This is a genomic window from Pseudomonas sp. MD330_10, assembly GCF_042610415.1.
Classification (GTDB): Bacteria; Pseudomonadota; Gammaproteobacteria; order Pseudomonadales; family Pseudomonadaceae; genus Aquipseudomonas; species Aquipseudomonas rhodesiae.
Map to the genome: position 1 here is coordinate 37104 of NZ_JBHGZU010000003.1, position 14678 is coordinate 51781.

Below are 14678 nucleotides of genomic sequence, written 5' to 3' on the forward strand. Positions count from 1 at the left end.
ATCAAGAAAAAGCGCCTGTCTTTGGGAGGTTCCCTGTTCCCCAGGCACCCCCGTTGGTTGCGGAAAAGGCCCGCGCAAGTTCCGCCTGTGCTGCTTGCACTGTGTATGCCTTCGTGTCCGTAGCACATGGAAAAGTTACCCGGCCCCACGTAATGCCAGAGGTCACCGCCTCGAACAAGCCAAAGCCTCTCATCGTCTGTAACATAGACGCCCACCGCGCCCTGTCCGGCGCAAGGCCGTAAATACAATCTTCAGATTCAGGAAGTCGTGATGACGCAAAAGCAACGTTTGAAATATTCGATACTGATTGTCTTGGTGGTGCTGGCGACGATGTTTGGCCTGTCTTACTTGCAGAGCATCGGGTCTATCAGTGAAAAAACGTTCCAGACCATCGCCATTGCCGTCGCAGTGGTCGTGGTGGTGCTCAACGGCATCATGCGGCGCAAGGTCAAGCCGTAAGTCAGGCGTTGTTGTCGAGCACCTTGGCAGCCTCTTCGTGGAGGCTGTAGCTTTTGTCCGCATTGAGGGTGATCACGCCCTCGCTGCATAGCCGTTTGAGTACTTCGCGCACGCTGAGAAACGACAATGGAATGCCCAGCGCCAGCAAGTGGCTGTGCACGCCGCGTACCCCGAGGGTGCGCTGGTTGTCGGCGGCGGTGAGCAGGGCGTCGATGACCTTCAGCCTGATCAGGCTGGTGCGCAGACCGAAACATTTGAGCAAATGACGAATACGCTGGTTGCCTTGCTCCGGCGTCTTGCCGAAGGCGGTCGTGCCGCTGCCGAAGTTGGCATCGGCGGCCGAGAGATGTCCTTCCGTGGGCACTTGCGGGTTGTACATGCAGAAAACTCCTTATCAGAGCCTGATCAGGAAAATGATGGCGCTCTTATTCAATAAGACGAACGAGCGAGCGAAATCATGAAGCGCCGAATGTAGAAATTTCGTCGGTATCGGTTTTGTCACAAGCTGCGCGCTAAATTCCGCGGGCCGATGTGCGTTCTTACGGTGGGGTGGTCGCCCCGCGTAAAGACGTTCCATTTGACGGCGGAGTCGGTGTGATTATTAACAACAGGTTGTCCAGGGTATGTGCGCTCGGAGTATTGCTGGGCGTCAGCCTGGCCGCATCGGCGCGCGAGCAGGCCACGCAAGCCTCTGCCGAGATCCGGCGCACCGGTTTCGGCGTGCCGCATATCCGGGCCAGTGACGAGCGCGGTCTGGGCTATGGCATCGGATACGCCTATGCCCAGGACAATATGTGCCTGCTGGCTAACGAAGTGGTGACCGTCAACGGCGAGCGCGCTCGTTACTTCGGGCCCGAGCAGGCCACGCTGGAGGAGCGCAATAACCTGGCCAGCGATGTGTTCTTTCATTGGCTGAACACGCCTCAGGCGGTTGCCGCGTTCTGGAAGGCGCAGAGCCCGCAGATCCAGCAACGCGTCGAAGGCTACGTGGCCGGCTATAACCGTTATCTGCAAGAGCGGGGCGCGCCCGCCCAGTGCCAAGGGGCGTGGGTCCGACCGCTGGTGGCCGAGGACTTGGTTAAACTGACCCGCAGGCTGCTGGTGGAGGGCGGTGTCGGCCAATTCGCCGAAGCCTTGGTGGGCGCAACACCGCCCCAGGCTAGCGCCAGTGTGCAGCCCGACGTCAAGGCTTTCGCACTGGCCGCCGCGCAGCAGCAACGCTTCAGCCTGGATCGCGGCAGCAACGCCGTGGCGGTGGGGCAGGAGCGTTCGTTCAACGGGCGCGGCATGTTGTTGGCCAACCCGCATTTTCCGTGGGTGGGCGGTATGCGTTTTTACGAGATGCACCTGACCATCCCCGGCCAGTTGGATGTCATGGGCGCTGCGTTGCCGGGGTTACCGGTGATCAATATCGGTTTTAACCAACGTGTGGCGTGGACCCACACGGTCGATACGTCCAAGCATTTCACCTTGTACCGCCTGACCCTGGACCCGAACGATGCCACGCGCTATCTGCTCGACGGTAAATCCATCGCGCTGGATAAAACCTCGGTGGCGGTCCAGGTCAAGCAAGCCGATGGCAGTGTCAAAGAAGTGAACCACACGCTGTACAGCTCCCAGTTCGGCCCTGTGGTGCAATGGCCCGGCAAACTCGATTGGGACCGGCGCTATGCGTTCAGCCTGCGCGACGCCAACTTGGGCAACGACCGCGTGCTGCAACAGTGGTACGCCATGAACCAGGCCAGTAGCGTCAAGGCGCTGCAAACCTCGGTGCAGAGCTTGCAAGGCATCCCATGGGTCAACACCCTGGCCGCCGATGACCAGGGCCATAGCCTATACATGAACCTGTCGGTGGTGCCCAACGTCAGCGCGGCCAAATTGGCCCAGTGCAGCGACCCGCGCGCCGGTTTGCAGATGATTGTGCTGGACGGCGCCCGTAGCGCCTGCGCCTGGGATATCGATCCGAAGGCCGCTCAGCCGGGTATATTTGCGGCCGATCAACTGCCGCAGTTGCTACGCAGTGACTACGTGCAGCACTCCAACGACTCGGCCTGGCTGGCCAATCCGCAAGCGCCGTTAAGCGGCTTCTCGCCGGTGATCAGCCAGGACCGCATCGGCCTTGGCCCGCGCGCACGCTTCGCCTTGCAGCGCTTGCACAGCCTCAGCAACCGGCCGATCAACGCCGCTGACTTACGCAATATGGTGATGGACAACGAGGTGTACCTGGCCGGGCAGGTCATGCCGGACTTGCTGGAATTCTGCGCCAACCACCTCGCGACTGACGCGCAGACCCTGCAACCGCTGTGCGACAGCCTTAAAACCTGGGACCGCCACGCCAACCTCGACAGCGGCGTGGGCCTGGTGCACTTCATCAATCTGATGGAGCACCTGCAACAAATACCCGATGCCTGGCGCGTCGCCTTCGACCCTAGCCAACCCCTGACCACCCCACGGGGCGTAGCTATCGAGCGTCCAGCGGTTGCTAAGGCTGTGCGCGAAGCGATGCTGGCTTCCGCCGCCGACGTCGCCAAGCGCGGGCTGACGTCCACAAGTACTTGGGGGGATGTTCAAGTCTCCGGCCAAATCCCGATCCACGGCGGCCCTCAAGAACTGGGCATCTACAACGCCATGCAAAGCGTGCCCCGCAGCGACGCTAAACGTGAAGTGATCAGCGGCAGCAGTTACCTGCAGATCGTCACCTTCGACAACCAAGGCCCCCATGCTGAAGGTGTGTTGGCATTCTCCCAATCCAGCAACCCTGCCTCCCCATATTCCAAGGACCAAACCCAAGCGTTTTCCAAGAAAACACTCAGCTCGCTCCCGTTCACCGACGCCCAAATCCAGGCCGACCCACAGTACCGCCAGCAAGTCATCAAGGAGTGAACCCAACCTGCAAGCCCTTGATGCCAATGCGAAATATTTTTGAAATCAAGGGGTTGCAGGCCCCGGCAAATGAGTACATAATGGCGCCCATCGAACGCATCGAAGCTTTAAAAACTTCAATGTATTCAATGAGTTAGAGTAGAGGCAGGCTTTACACAGGCCACTCAAGTTTGCATACGGTGAGTGCCAGCAATCAGGGCATTGATCGTCTTAGGCCGAGTAGCAAAATGGTTATGCAGCGGATTGCAAATCCGCCTACGCCGGTTCGATTCCGACCTCGGCCTCCACTCTTGAAAACCCCGTAGATTAACGTCTACGGGGTTTTTTATTGCCTGCGATTTAAGAACCGTTCCGCAAGATTTGACATGCGTTCCGCAACCGCTATGGCCAGCTCAATCAGCACGTCGCCGGGGCGCTGGGCAGTCAAGTAAGCCACCTTTCTCCATCACTTTCGGCGAACGATAGGAGGTCTAGGGGTCAGTACATATCCTTCGCGTCTCGCACGAACGCAACAGACCGAATTCCCCCTTATTCTTCAATTATGACTTCGTCGTTGCTGATAACGGCTATCAAATTGGTAGAGGAACGAGGTATCGTTACCGTTTCAGTAACTGAGCTCTGGCAAAACTTTCCAATGAAAGAAAAACATTTGTGGGCTATTTGTTTAGTGGTTTTAATCGGTGGATTTGCTGTGGGCAATATTGACTTCGGACATAAATTTTTTGAAGTGCAAAGCATTCACGATCTGTTTGAGATTTTCTCTTCTGCGGCAACGGTGTTTGCAGTTTTTATAGCTTGGCGGGGAATCAACGCATGGAGGCGACAGGCTAGCGGCCAAGCTGACTTGGAGCTGGCTAGAAGATTGGCTGTGGGTGCACTTGCAGTAAAAGAATCTGCAGTTCCAGCTTGGGTAGATGCGAAATTTTCTATAAATCAATTTCCTTTTGGCGCGCAAAGTCTAAATCCTCCGTTGATGGAGAGTATTCGTGTTTCAATGGGCGCAAGAATAAAAAGCAGAGAGCAGTCTAGGCTTGAGTTTGGGGCGTTATTGCAAGAAGCAAAAGCTATCTGGGGAAGTGCTTTTACAGATAAATATAATCAATTGATTGAGTTGTGTGTGATATGTGATAGATGTGCTCAAGATTTTATAAGTTGGGCTGATCCAAACGTGGGGCCCAATGTGTACTTGAAACACCAAATGAACATGCAACAGGCTGAGGACTATTTGCGTGATAGTAATTGTCTTGATGCTGGGGGCGAAATTGGAAAAATTATTAAAAAGATGACAGAAGATGCAGACGCTGAGTTAGAGCGGCATATGCTTCGTAAATAGCACTCTGGGGAGACCCGTCTGAGAGTATTTTATTTCCTCAACCGCCCAGTTCCCAGTTGTGCCGCCCGTTCGAGTCAAGACCGACTGATACGCTGCTGTTTCACCTCCTGCGCATACCCCTTGAGCTTGCCCTGCTGGGCCGCGAGCAACTCACAAACCTTCTTCAGCACCGCTGCCTGTTTGGGCAACGCGCCATCTGCCGCCAGGGTCGCTAGCTCCACCACCGACCAGCCGATCACCGCCGCTGCATCTTCCAGGTCATAGAACAGTTCCTGCTGGGCGGTTCGAGGGCCATCCAGATCATTTATTAATTCCGCCATCTGCTTCTCCGTAATTGCGCAATAAACCGTCGGTAAAACTCAGGCAAAGAAAAGCCCGCGATGGGGAGTGCGGGCTAAAAGGGATGTTCATTAGGAGCTGCTGAATTCACCTTAGGCGATCATCTGTGAAAGGTTTGTGAAACTGCATGGCAATGTGCGCCAAAAGTGTATGCCTCGATCCGCGCCTGGCTGTACGGGGCATTCGCCGGGATAAATCACTAGTGTTCCAGGCTTGCCCCATCTTTGTTCGGATACCTCGCGATGGTCATGTCTACCAGTTTGTTGTCAGCCTTTGTGCTGTTTGCCTTTGTCTCTTCGATAACCCCCGGCCCGAATAACACGATGTTGCTGGCTTCGGGGGTGAATTTTGGTTTTCGCCGCTCCATACCCCATGCGCTGGGCATCAGCATCGGCTTTATGCTGCTGGTGATTTCAGTCGGCTTGGGGTTGGGCGAGGTGTTCAAACTGCTTCCCTGGGCCTACACCCTGCTGCGCTACGTGGGAGCGACGTACCTGCTGTATTTGGCTTGGAAGATCGCCACGGCAGGCGGTATGTCCGATAGCACGGACGAGCGCGGCAAACCCATGACGTTCCTCGCTGCCGCCGCGTTCCAGTGGGTGAACCCCAAGGCCTGGATCATGGCGTTGGGCGCGATCACCACCTATACCCCCGCTGAAGGCTATGTGACCAACGTGCTGGTGATTGCATTGGTGTTCGCCGTGGTCAATCTGCCCAGCGTGTGTGTCTGGTTGGGCTGCGGCACGGGGCTGCGCAACTTGCTGCGTGAACCGCGTTGGGTGCGTCTGTTCAACGGGGTGATGGCCAGTTTGTTGGTGTTGTCGCTGTACCCGATGTTCTTGGCAGGGTAGGCGTTCAGACCGGCGAGATGGTCGCCAACAGGCCGATGCCGATGGTCAATACCAGAAAACCGAACAGGAAGAGTGCCATCTTGGTCATAGGACCTCCGAAGGGAAGGGGAGTGGGAACGCTGGCCATTGTCCGCCCGGGCAGGTTTTCGGTACAGACGCAGATAACAAAGAAAAAACCGTATCAGATGCATCAGTCGCGCGGCTGCACCGGGCTTTGGAGGGCGTCGGGTTTTTCCAGATCAGTGCTTGAGACAGACGACGCTTTTGCCCCTAAGATGGCGCCCACGGCATCAACACAATAAGAGTGGGCCAACCCTCGATGGAAAGACGTCAATTCAGCGGTGGCATGAAGGGCAAGAACCTGCGCTACCTTAACGAAACCTCTCAACAACTGGCGTCGGTCACTCGCGTCGGGTTTCTGTTGCTCGAACATTTCTCCCTGCCGGCTTTCACCCAGACCCTCGACACCCTGGTCACCGCCAACCTGCTGCGCCCCGAGCTGTTCGCCACGCGCACCTTTGGCTGTGACGATGGCGAGGTTATCAGTGACCTGGGCCTGGTGATTCGCCCTGACGCATGCTTGGACGCGTCAGTGCTGCACGAACTGGACCTGCTGGTGATCTGCGGTGGCTTTCGCACTGAGCTCAAGGCCAGCGAAGACTTCATCCACCTGTTGCGCAGCGCCGCCGAGATGGGCGTGGGCTTGGCCGGGTTGTGGAACGGGTCTTGGTTTCTTGGGCGGGCCGGGCTGTTGCAGGGCTATCAGTGCGCCATTCACCCGGAACATCGCCCGGCCCTGGCCGAGGTATCCAAGGCCGCCAAGGTCACCAGCGAACCCTTTGTGATCGACCGCGACCGCCTGACTGCATCGAGCCCCTCGGGCGCGTTCCATATGGCGTTGGACTGGATCAAGAGCCTGCATGGCAAGGCGTTGGTGGAAGGCATCGAAGACATCCTCGCATTTGAGGAGTCACGCTACCGGCGTATCAAGCCGACTGAGAACATCAGCGTCAGCGCCCCGCTACGGGAAGTGGTCAAGCTGATGGATGCCAACCTCGAAGAACCGCTGGAACTCGACCAGTTGGCGGTCTACGCCGGCCGGTCGCGGCGGCAGTTGGAGCGCCTGTTCAAAGAGCAACTGGGCACCACGCCGCAGCGCTATTACATGGAGCTGCGTGTGACTGAAGCGCGCCGACTGCTACAGCACACCGAGCTGTCCCAAGTGGAGGTGCTGGTGGCCTGCGGGTTCGTATCGCCGAGCCATTTCAGCAAGTGCTACAGCGCCTACTTCGGCTACCGCCCCTCGAAAGAGAAGCGCCTGGTCAAGTAGCATGGGCACCGTCTGGAATTTTTCCGAGGAGTGCCGATGTCGATCACCTTGAAGGACCGCTACCGTGGCAGCTTGCTGGGCCTGGCCTGCGGCGATGCTGTGGGGACCACCCTGGAATTCAAACGTCGGGGCAGTTTTGCGCCGATCACCGATATGGTCGGCGGCGGGCCGTTCAATCTCAAGCCGGGGCAGTGGACGGACGATACATCCATGGCTCTGTGCCTGGCCGAGAGCCTGCTGCAAAAAGGCGGGTTCGATGCCCGTGACCAGATGGGGCGCTACCTCAACTGGTGGCAGTGGGGCTATTTGAGTTCAACCGGCGACTGTTTCGATATCGGCATGACCGTGCGCGAGGCGCTGACGCTGTTCCAGAACACCGACAACCCGTTCGCCGGCTCAACCGATCCCTATTCGGCCGGCAACGGCTCGATGATGCGCCTGGCGCCCGTGGTGTTGTTTTATTACCCGGACCTGCAAAACGTCCGCACCTTCAGCGTCGACAGTTCCCGCACCACTCACGCCGCCCAGGAAGCCATTGACTGCTGCCTGGTGTTGGCACAGGCCATCTGTAATGCCCTCGGCGGCGCGTCGAAAGCGCAAGTGCTGGAGTTGGCCGATGTACCGTTGACGGCACCCAAGGTGAAGGCCATTGCGGCAGGCGGGTACCGTGACAAACCCTGCGCCGAGATTGTCGGCTCGGGCTATTCGGTGGCCTCTCTGGAAGCAGCGCTGTGGTGCTTTGATCACACCGATAGCTTTGCCGATGCGGTACTGGCGGCGGCCAACCTGGGCGATGACGCCGACACCACCGCCGCCATAGTTGGTCAATTGGCCGGTGCCTATTACGGGCCAGCGGCGATTCCCTCCGAATGGCTGGGACGGTTATGGATGGCGGATGAGATCCAGGGGATGGCCGACGGATTGTGCAATGCCGCAGGTCATGCGGCCTGACACGCGCCGCTAAAAACGCTCCAGCCGATAAGGCGCCAGTGCCGGCAACCCTGCTGGCATTGGCCCGTCTGCCGCCAACCCGGCGACCATCTCTGCCGTGATCGCTGCCTGGGTCAAGCCCAGGTGCTGGTGCCCGAAGGCTAGGAGTACCTTGCCTTCAGCCACCCGATCGATGATCGGTAGCGAGTCGGGTAGCGACGGTCGAAAGCCCATCCACGGCGTGGCGTCCCTGGCGTCCAGTTCTTCGCGGAACAGCCCATGGCTTAACCGCTGCAGCTGCCACGCGCGCCGCATATTGGCGGGGCGTCCGAGCCCGGCGAACTCCACCGTACCAGCCAGGCGCAGGCCGCCGGTCATGGGGGTCATGATGAATTTGCGCTCCAGGGAGGTCACGGCGAACGGCAGGCGCTGGTGCTCATGGGGCAGCATCAGGTGGTAGCCGCGTTCGGTGTCCAGCGGGATGGCTTTACCGGTCAGGGTCGCTGTCAGCGCCGCCGAATGCGCGCCGCAGGCGATCAGCACCTGACGCGCCAGTAGCGGCGCGTGGTCGGTGAACAAGCAGACGCCCTCCGCATCGGGTTGCCCGCTGACCACACGATGCCGAAGAAACTGCACGCCCGCAGCTTCAGCGGCGCTGACCAGTTCGCCCACCACGTGGAACGGGTCGACAAAGTGCCCGGTGGCCGGGAAGAACAGCCCGCCTTGTAGGCGTTCGCTCAAGTGCGGCGCCGCCGCGCGAATCGCCTCGGCAGACCAGTATTCCACCGGCACGTTTTGCTGCTGCATGCGGTGCTGCACCCCCTGGATATCCGCCCGCGACTCGGCCCGTTCGAACACCAGCAGCGAGCCGTCCTTGCGCATCAGCTGCGGCCGATTCAGGCTGGCCAGCAAGCGTTGCCAGGCGCCCAGGCTTTGTTCGTTAAGCGCACGAAGGCCGGCCACCGTGCGCTGGTAAGGCGCCGCGCGCAGGTTGAGCAGCAGACGCGTAAACCAGGGCAGGGCGCGGGGCAGGTAGCGCCAGTCCAGGCGTAGCGGGCCCATGGGGTCCATCAGCATGGCGGGCAGACGCTTGAGAATCGAATAGTCGGCGATCGGGAATACCTGCTCGGTGGCCAGGTGCCCGGCGTTGCCATAGGAGGCGCCCATGCCCGGGGCTTGCGAATCGATGACCACCACCTGGCGGCCCTGGCGCGCCAGCTGCAACGCGCAAGCCACGCCGATAATGCCGGCGCCGACCACCACGATATCCCTACGGCTCATCGGCTATGCCTCTCTCTGTGCGTCGGCCAAGGCTTTCACGTTGCGCCGGTTGACCATCGCGGCGATCACGGCGGCGCATGCGCACTCAGGCACAATGCTGTTCCGCCGACCAGTTGGCATACCACTGGCGGAACAACGCGAACTGCTGCTCGGCATAACGCCGCTGGGCGTCACTGAGCACGTCGGTCGCATTGAAGTGCAGGTCGTAGCCTGTGTCGCCGTTGAGCACCATCAAATATTTGTAGTACAGCACCAGGTCGCAGCCCTCATCGAACGACGACAACACCGCCAGCGCGCTTTCCAGTTCGCGGGCCAGGCGTCGTGCCTTGGCATCGCCCTTGGCTGCCTGTTGGCTCAGCGTCACCAAGTGCAGCACTTCCCGCGGCAGAGCATTACCGACGCCGGTGATGGCGCCGGTGGCGTTGCAGTTGACGAAACCGTGCACCACCTGGGTGTCCACACCCACCATCAGAGTCACGCTATCGTCCTGGGAGGTGATGTGTTCGGCGGCGTAGCGCAGGTCGGCGCCACCGCCGAATTCCTTGAAGCCGATGAGATTCGGGTGCTCGCGGCGCAGTTCGAAGAACAGCTCGGCGCGGGTGGCGAAGCCGTAGTAGGGGCTGTTGTAGATCACCGCCGGCAGCTCCGGCGCGGCATTGAGGATGGCAGCGAAGTGCGCCTTTTGTGCGGTGACGGACGCACCACGGGACAGCACCCGAGGAATCACCATCAGGCCATGGGCGCCGACCTTGGCAGCATGGGTGGCGTGGGACACCGCTTCACGGCTATTGACCGCTCCCGTTCCGACAATGGTCGGCACCCCAGCCGCTACCAACCTCGCCACGCCTTCCTGGCGCTGGGCTTCGGTGAGCAACGGCCAGTCGCCCATGGAACCGCAGTACACCACTGCGCTCATGCCGGCTTCGATCAGTTCGCGGCCCTTGGCGACCAGCGCATCGAAGTCCGGTTGGCGCTGGGCGGTGCAAGGGGTCATCAGGGCCGGGATGCAGCCGGCGAAAACGCTGTCGCTCATAGTCGTACTCCTTCAAGTCAAATGGGGGTGGGCTTAAATGCCCCAGGCGAAAGGGTCTTGCTCGTCGATCAGCAGCACGCTGTCGGCGGTCATATAGGCGCGGCCGGTAATGAAGGGGATGACCCGCTCGCCGTCCCATTCGTAATGGCCCGTGAACTGGCTGCCGGTGATGCTGGCCTGGGTCCATGTCTGGCCGGGCGCGAGTGTTCCATCGGCGGCCAGGCACGCGAGTTTGGCGCTGGTGCCGGTGCCGCAGGGCGAGCGGTCGTAGGCTTTGCCGCGGCACATCACGAAGTTGCGGCTATCGGCGTCGGGGTCGCTGGCGAACAGTTCGATATGGTCGATCAGCGCGCCATCGGCGCCATGGATACCCTGGTTTTCCAGGGCCTTGAGCATCGCCCAGGTGTACTCGGTGAGGGCGTCGACGTTGTTCATCTCCAACGTCTTGCCATGCTCGGAGACCAGGAAAAACCAGTTACCGCCCCAAGCGATATCGCCCTTGACCACGCCGTGGCCGGGCACGTCCACCGCCACCTGGTGGCGAAAACGGTAGGCCGGTACGTTGCGCAGGGTGACCGCGCCGTCCTCGTGCAGCGTCGCGGCCACCGGGCCCACCGGCGTGTCAATCATGTGCACTCCCGGTGCGATATGCCCCAAATGATGCAGCGAGGCGACCAAACCGATGGTGCCGTGACCACACATGCCCAGGTAGCCGGCGTTATTAAAGAAGATCACCCCGCAGGTGGCGCCCGCTGTGACCGGTTCGCAGTACAGCGCGCCGACCAGTACGTCGTTGCCACGGGGCTCCAACAGGCAGGCGCGGCGCCACTGATCGTGTTCGTTGCGCAAGCTATCCAGTTGCGCGGCAATGCTGCCGCCGCTCAGGGCCGGGAAGCCGCTGAGGATCAGGCGCGTGGGTTCGCCGCCGGTGTGGGAGTCGATCACATGCAATCGTTTCATCAGACGCTCCAATCAATGAGTGGCCGAGGGCGGTTGCCGCCGAAAGAAAGCGATTCACAGCAGCATGTAGAGGGCGGTGGACAGTAGCGCCGAGAAGATCAGCGCAATCGGTGGGTTACTGGAGCGCCATCCACGGCCCTACAGTGAACTCACCGGCGCGCAGGCGATTGATGGTTTACGCGGCCATCGATGACGAAATCGGCACAGTTTTACCTGGCTCGACAGTGCGGCGGGCATCATGCAATCTGCTACGCGAAAAGGCTCAACCGGGGAGGCGATCATGCTGCACAGCGTATTTGCGGGCCTTTGCCAGGGGGAGGCAGCCGCTCGCCCCGACAGCCTCGAACAGCTGGTAAGCGCCGTCGCGCAGTTGCTGCCGATGCTGGATGTGATCCCCAACGCCGCGATTTTCATCAAGGATATGCAAGCTCGCTACGCCCTGGCCAACCGCACGTTGGTGCAGCGCTGTGGCCTCAAACAGCTGCAACCGCTGCTGGGCAAGACCAGCGCCGAGGTGTTCCCCGCCCAACTGGGGCCGGGCTATACCGAGCAGGATCGACGGGTGCTGGAGGAGGGCTTGGTGCTGGCAGATCAACTCGAACTGCACCTGTACGGCAGCCGCGAACCGGGATGGTGCTTGACCCACAAATGGCCGCTGTACAACCGTGGGGGCGCGATTATCGGCCTGGCCGGCATCTCGGTGGACCTGCAATCGGCCAGCGAAACCCACCCGGCCTATCAGCGCCTGGCCGCCGTCGATGAGCATATTCGCCGCCACTTCAACCGCCGCGTCACCCTCGGTGAGCTGACGCACATCGCCGGCATTTCCGTGGCGCAGTTGGAGCGTTACTGCAAGCGCGTCTTCAACCTGACGCCGCGCCAGATGATCCAGAAAGTACGCCTGGAACACGCCCACCGCTTGCTGCACAGCGAACTGCCGATCACCGAGGTCGCCTTGCAGTGCGGCTATACCGACCACAGCGCGTTTACCCGGCAGTTCAAGGCGTCCACGGGGTTTACGCCGCGCCAGTACCGGCAGGCGACGGGGGGAGGGCCCGCGTTGGCGTGATTGCGATGCAACGAATGGCGCCCGCGCCCCTCATATGCTTACGAGTCACTTTTTACGACGACAGGTATCAAGCTTATGACGGCGGCGGACAACACCCATGTGAACTGGCTGGTGGAACAATCGATGCTGCACGCGGCGCGTCAGCGCGCCAAGCTCTATTCGGGGCAGGGTCGGATGTGGCAACAGCCGTACGCACAGACGCGGCCGCGGGATGCGTCGGCGCTGTCTTCGGTGTGGTTTACCGCGTACCCGGCGTCCATCGTGACCCGCGACGGCGGCACGGTCCTGGAGGCGTTGGGGGATGAAAGCCTGTGGCACGCCTTGTCGAAAATCGGCATCCAGGGCATTCATAACGGCCCGCTGAAAAAGTCCGGTGGCCTTAACGGCACGCGACACACCCCGACCATCGACGGCAATTTCGACCGCATCAGTTTCGAGATCGACCCACAGCTGGGCACCGAGGCGCAATTGCAAGCGCTGACACGCATGGCCGCTGCCCACAACGCGGTGATTATCGATGACGTGATCCCGTCCCACACCGGCAAAGGCGCGGACTTCCGCCTGGCCGAGATGGCTTATGAGGATTACCCCGGCCTCTACCACATGGTGGAAATCCGCGAGGACGACTGGCCATTGCTGCCCGACGTGGCCGAGGGGCGCGACGCGCAGAACCTCAGCCCATTGCAGGTGGACGCGCTGCGCGACAAGCACTACATCGTCGGCCAGTTACAGCGAGTGATCTTCTTCGAGCCTGGCGTCAAGGAAACCGATTGGAGCGCCACCCCGGTGGTGGTCGGCGTCGACGGCAAGCCGCGCCGCTGGGTGTACCTGCATTACTTCAAGGAAGGCCAGCCATCGCTCAACTGGCTCGACCCTTCGTTTGCCGCGCAGCAAATGATCATCGGTGATGCGCTGCATGCCATCGACGTGATGGGCGCGAAGATTCTGCGCCTGGACGCCAACGGTTTTCTCGGTGTGGAGCGCAAGCTTGAGGGCGGCGCATGGTCCGAAAGCCACCCGCTGTCGATCACCGGTAACCAACTGATCGGTGGCGCGATTCGCAAGGCCGGCGGTTTCAGCTTCCAGGAATTGAACCTCACCGTGGATGACATCGCCTCCATGTCCCACGGCGGCGCCGACCTGTCCTATGACTTCATCACCCGGCCGGCGTACCAGCACGCCCTGTTGATGGGGGATGCCGAATTCCTGCGCTTGATGCTGCGCGAGATGCACCGCCAGGGCATCGACCCCGGCTCGCTGATCCACGCCCTGCAAAACCACGATGAACTGACCCTGGAGCTGGTGCACTTCTGGACCCTGCATGCCCATGACAGCTTCCTCTATCAGGGCCAGACCTTCCCCGGCAACATCCTGCGCGAGCACATCCGCGAGCAGATGTACGAGCGCCTGACCGGCGAACATGCGCCGTACAACCTCAAGTTCGTGACCAACGGCGTGTCCTGCACCACCGTCAGTATCATCACGGCGGCGCTGGGTATTCGTGACCTGGACGCCATCACGGCGGCCGATATTCAGCAGATCCAGCAGATCCACCTGTTGCTGGTCATGTACAACGCCATGCAGCCTGGGGTGTTTGCATTGTCCGGTTGGGATTTGGTGGGGGCGCTGCCGCTGGCGGCGGATGAGGTTGCGCACCTGATGCAGGACGGCGACACGCGCTGGATTCATCGCGGCGCTTACGACCTGGTGGACTTGAACCCGGAAGCGGAACTGTCCGCCGGTCTGATGCCGCGCTCAAAGAGTCTATACGGCAGCCTGAACCAGCAATTGCAAGACCCGCAGTCGTTCGCCTCGCAACTGCAGAAGATTCTCGCCGTGCGCCGCGCTTATGACATTGCCGCCAGCCGCCAGACTCTGGTCCCGGATGTGGAGCATCCAGGGTTGCTGATCATGGTCCACGAACTGCCGGCCGGTAAGGGCACGCAAATCACCGCGCTGAACTTCGGCGCCACGCCCATCACTGAAACCTTGCACTTGCCCAACATTGCGCCGGGCCCGGTGGTGGACATTATCAATGAGCGGGTCGAGGGTGACCTGACCGAAGACGGCGCCTTTACCATCACCCTGGATGCTTACGAGGGCCTGGCGCTGCGGGTGGTCAGCAGCACGCCGATGTAGGGGAGAGGGCCGCTTCGCGTCTCAGCGCGGGGCAAGCCCTAATGCCAGTCAGCTAAGGCTCAGTTGATCCA

General features: G+C 60.6%; 13 protein-coding genes and 1 tRNA gene. 9 read left to right on the forward strand and 5 right to left on the reverse strand.

The window, feature by feature from the left end; genetic code table 11:
- Positions 1-270 precede the first annotated feature (270 nt).
- On the forward strand, positions 271-459 hold the full coding sequence (locus tag ACFZPT_RS05560) for a hypothetical protein (RefSeq protein WP_034098077.1): 189 nt from the start codon (positions 271-273) through the stop codon (positions 457-459).
- A 1-nt stretch (position 460) separates the two neighbouring features.
- On the opposite strand, the gene ACFZPT_RS05565 is transcribed toward ACFZPT_RS05560, so the two are convergent.
- Positions 461-838, reverse strand: a complete 378-nt coding sequence (locus tag ACFZPT_RS05565) for a hypothetical protein (protein ID WP_034098075.1) — start codon at positions 836-838, stop codon at positions 461-463.
- Positions 839-1053: 215 nt separating this feature from the next.
- Here ACFZPT_RS05565 and ACFZPT_RS05570 point away from each other — a divergent pair, with 215 nt between their 5' ends.
- The 3 genes from ACFZPT_RS05570 to ACFZPT_RS05580 all read left to right on the forward strand — a co-directional run bounded on the left by ACFZPT_RS05570 (position 1054) and on the right by ACFZPT_RS05580 (position 4675).
- Positions 1054-3342, forward strand: coding sequence for an acylase (locus ACFZPT_RS05570; RefSeq protein WP_034113822.1), 2289 nt, complete (start codon positions 1054-1056; stop codon positions 3340-3342).
- Between the two features lie 213 nt (positions 3343-3555).
- Positions 3556-3629: transfer RNA gene (locus ACFZPT_RS05575), tRNA-Cys, on the forward strand.
- 347 nt (positions 3630-3976) lie between these two features.
- Positions 3977-4675, forward strand: a complete 699-nt coding sequence (locus ACFZPT_RS05580) for a hypothetical protein (RefSeq protein WP_143506399.1) — start codon at positions 3977-3979, stop codon at positions 4673-4675.
- A 74-nt stretch (positions 4676-4749) separates the two neighbouring features.
- Here the strand turns inward: ACFZPT_RS05580 and ACFZPT_RS05585 are convergent, their stop codons facing one another.
- On the reverse strand, positions 4750-4995 hold the full coding sequence (locus ACFZPT_RS05585; protein WP_034113820.1) for a hypothetical protein: 246 nt from the start codon (positions 4993-4995) through the stop codon (positions 4750-4752).
- A gap of 261 nt (positions 4996-5256) precedes the next feature.
- Here ACFZPT_RS05585 and ACFZPT_RS05590 point away from each other — a divergent pair, with 261 nt between their 5' ends.
- The 3 genes from ACFZPT_RS05590 (at position 5257) to ACFZPT_RS05600 (ending at position 8146) form a co-directional block, all read left to right on the forward strand.
- Positions 5257-5865, forward strand: coding sequence for a LysE family translocator (locus ACFZPT_RS05590; protein WP_034098069.1), 609 nt, complete (start codon positions 5257-5259; stop codon positions 5863-5865).
- Between the two features lie 346 nt (positions 5866-6211).
- On the forward strand, positions 6212-7195 hold the full coding sequence (locus tag ACFZPT_RS05595) for a GlxA family transcriptional regulator (protein ID WP_047882161.1): 984 nt from the start codon (positions 6212-6214) through the stop codon (positions 7193-7195).
- 36 nt (positions 7196-7231) lie between these two features.
- Complete coding sequence (locus tag ACFZPT_RS05600; protein ID WP_034113819.1) at positions 7232-8146, forward strand: ADP-ribosylglycohydrolase family protein; 915 nt, start codon at positions 7232-7234, stop codon at positions 8144-8146.
- Positions 8147-8155: 9 nt separating this feature from the next.
- Here the strand turns inward: ACFZPT_RS05600 and ACFZPT_RS05605 are convergent, their stop codons facing one another.
- The 3 genes from ACFZPT_RS05605 to ACFZPT_RS05615 all read right to left on the reverse strand — a co-directional run bounded on the left by ACFZPT_RS05605 (position 8156) and on the right by ACFZPT_RS05615 (position 11399).
- Entirely contained in the window at positions 8156-9406 is a 1251-nt protein-coding gene (locus ACFZPT_RS05605) for an FAD-binding oxidoreductase (protein WP_034113818.1), read from the reverse strand.
- An 85-nt stretch (positions 9407-9491) separates the two neighbouring features.
- Positions 9492-10439, reverse strand: coding sequence for a dihydrodipicolinate synthase family protein (locus tag ACFZPT_RS05610; protein WP_034113817.1), 948 nt, complete (start codon positions 10437-10439; stop codon positions 9492-9494).
- Between the two features lie 33 nt (positions 10440-10472).
- Entirely contained in the window at positions 10473-11399 is a 927-nt protein-coding gene (locus tag ACFZPT_RS05615; protein ID WP_379555075.1) for a 4-hydroxyproline epimerase, read from the reverse strand.
- A 280-nt stretch (positions 11400-11679) separates the two neighbouring features.
- Between ACFZPT_RS05615 and ACFZPT_RS05620 the strand changes: the two genes are divergently transcribed.
- Both ACFZPT_RS05620 and treS read left to right on the forward strand, forming a co-directional pair.
- Positions 11680-12468: an AraC family transcriptional regulator gene (locus ACFZPT_RS05620; RefSeq protein ID WP_034113813.1), complete on the forward strand. Its 789-nt coding sequence runs from the start codon at positions 11680-11682 to the stop codon at positions 12466-12468.
- Positions 12469-12543: 75 nt separating this feature from the next.
- Positions 12544-14607 carry a maltose alpha-D-glucosyltransferase gene (gene treS, locus ACFZPT_RS05625; protein WP_034113811.1) on the forward strand — a complete coding sequence of 688 codons (2064 nt, stop codon included), beginning with the start codon at positions 12544-12546 and terminating at the stop codon, positions 14605-14607.
- Positions 14608-14678 lie beyond the last annotated feature (71 nt).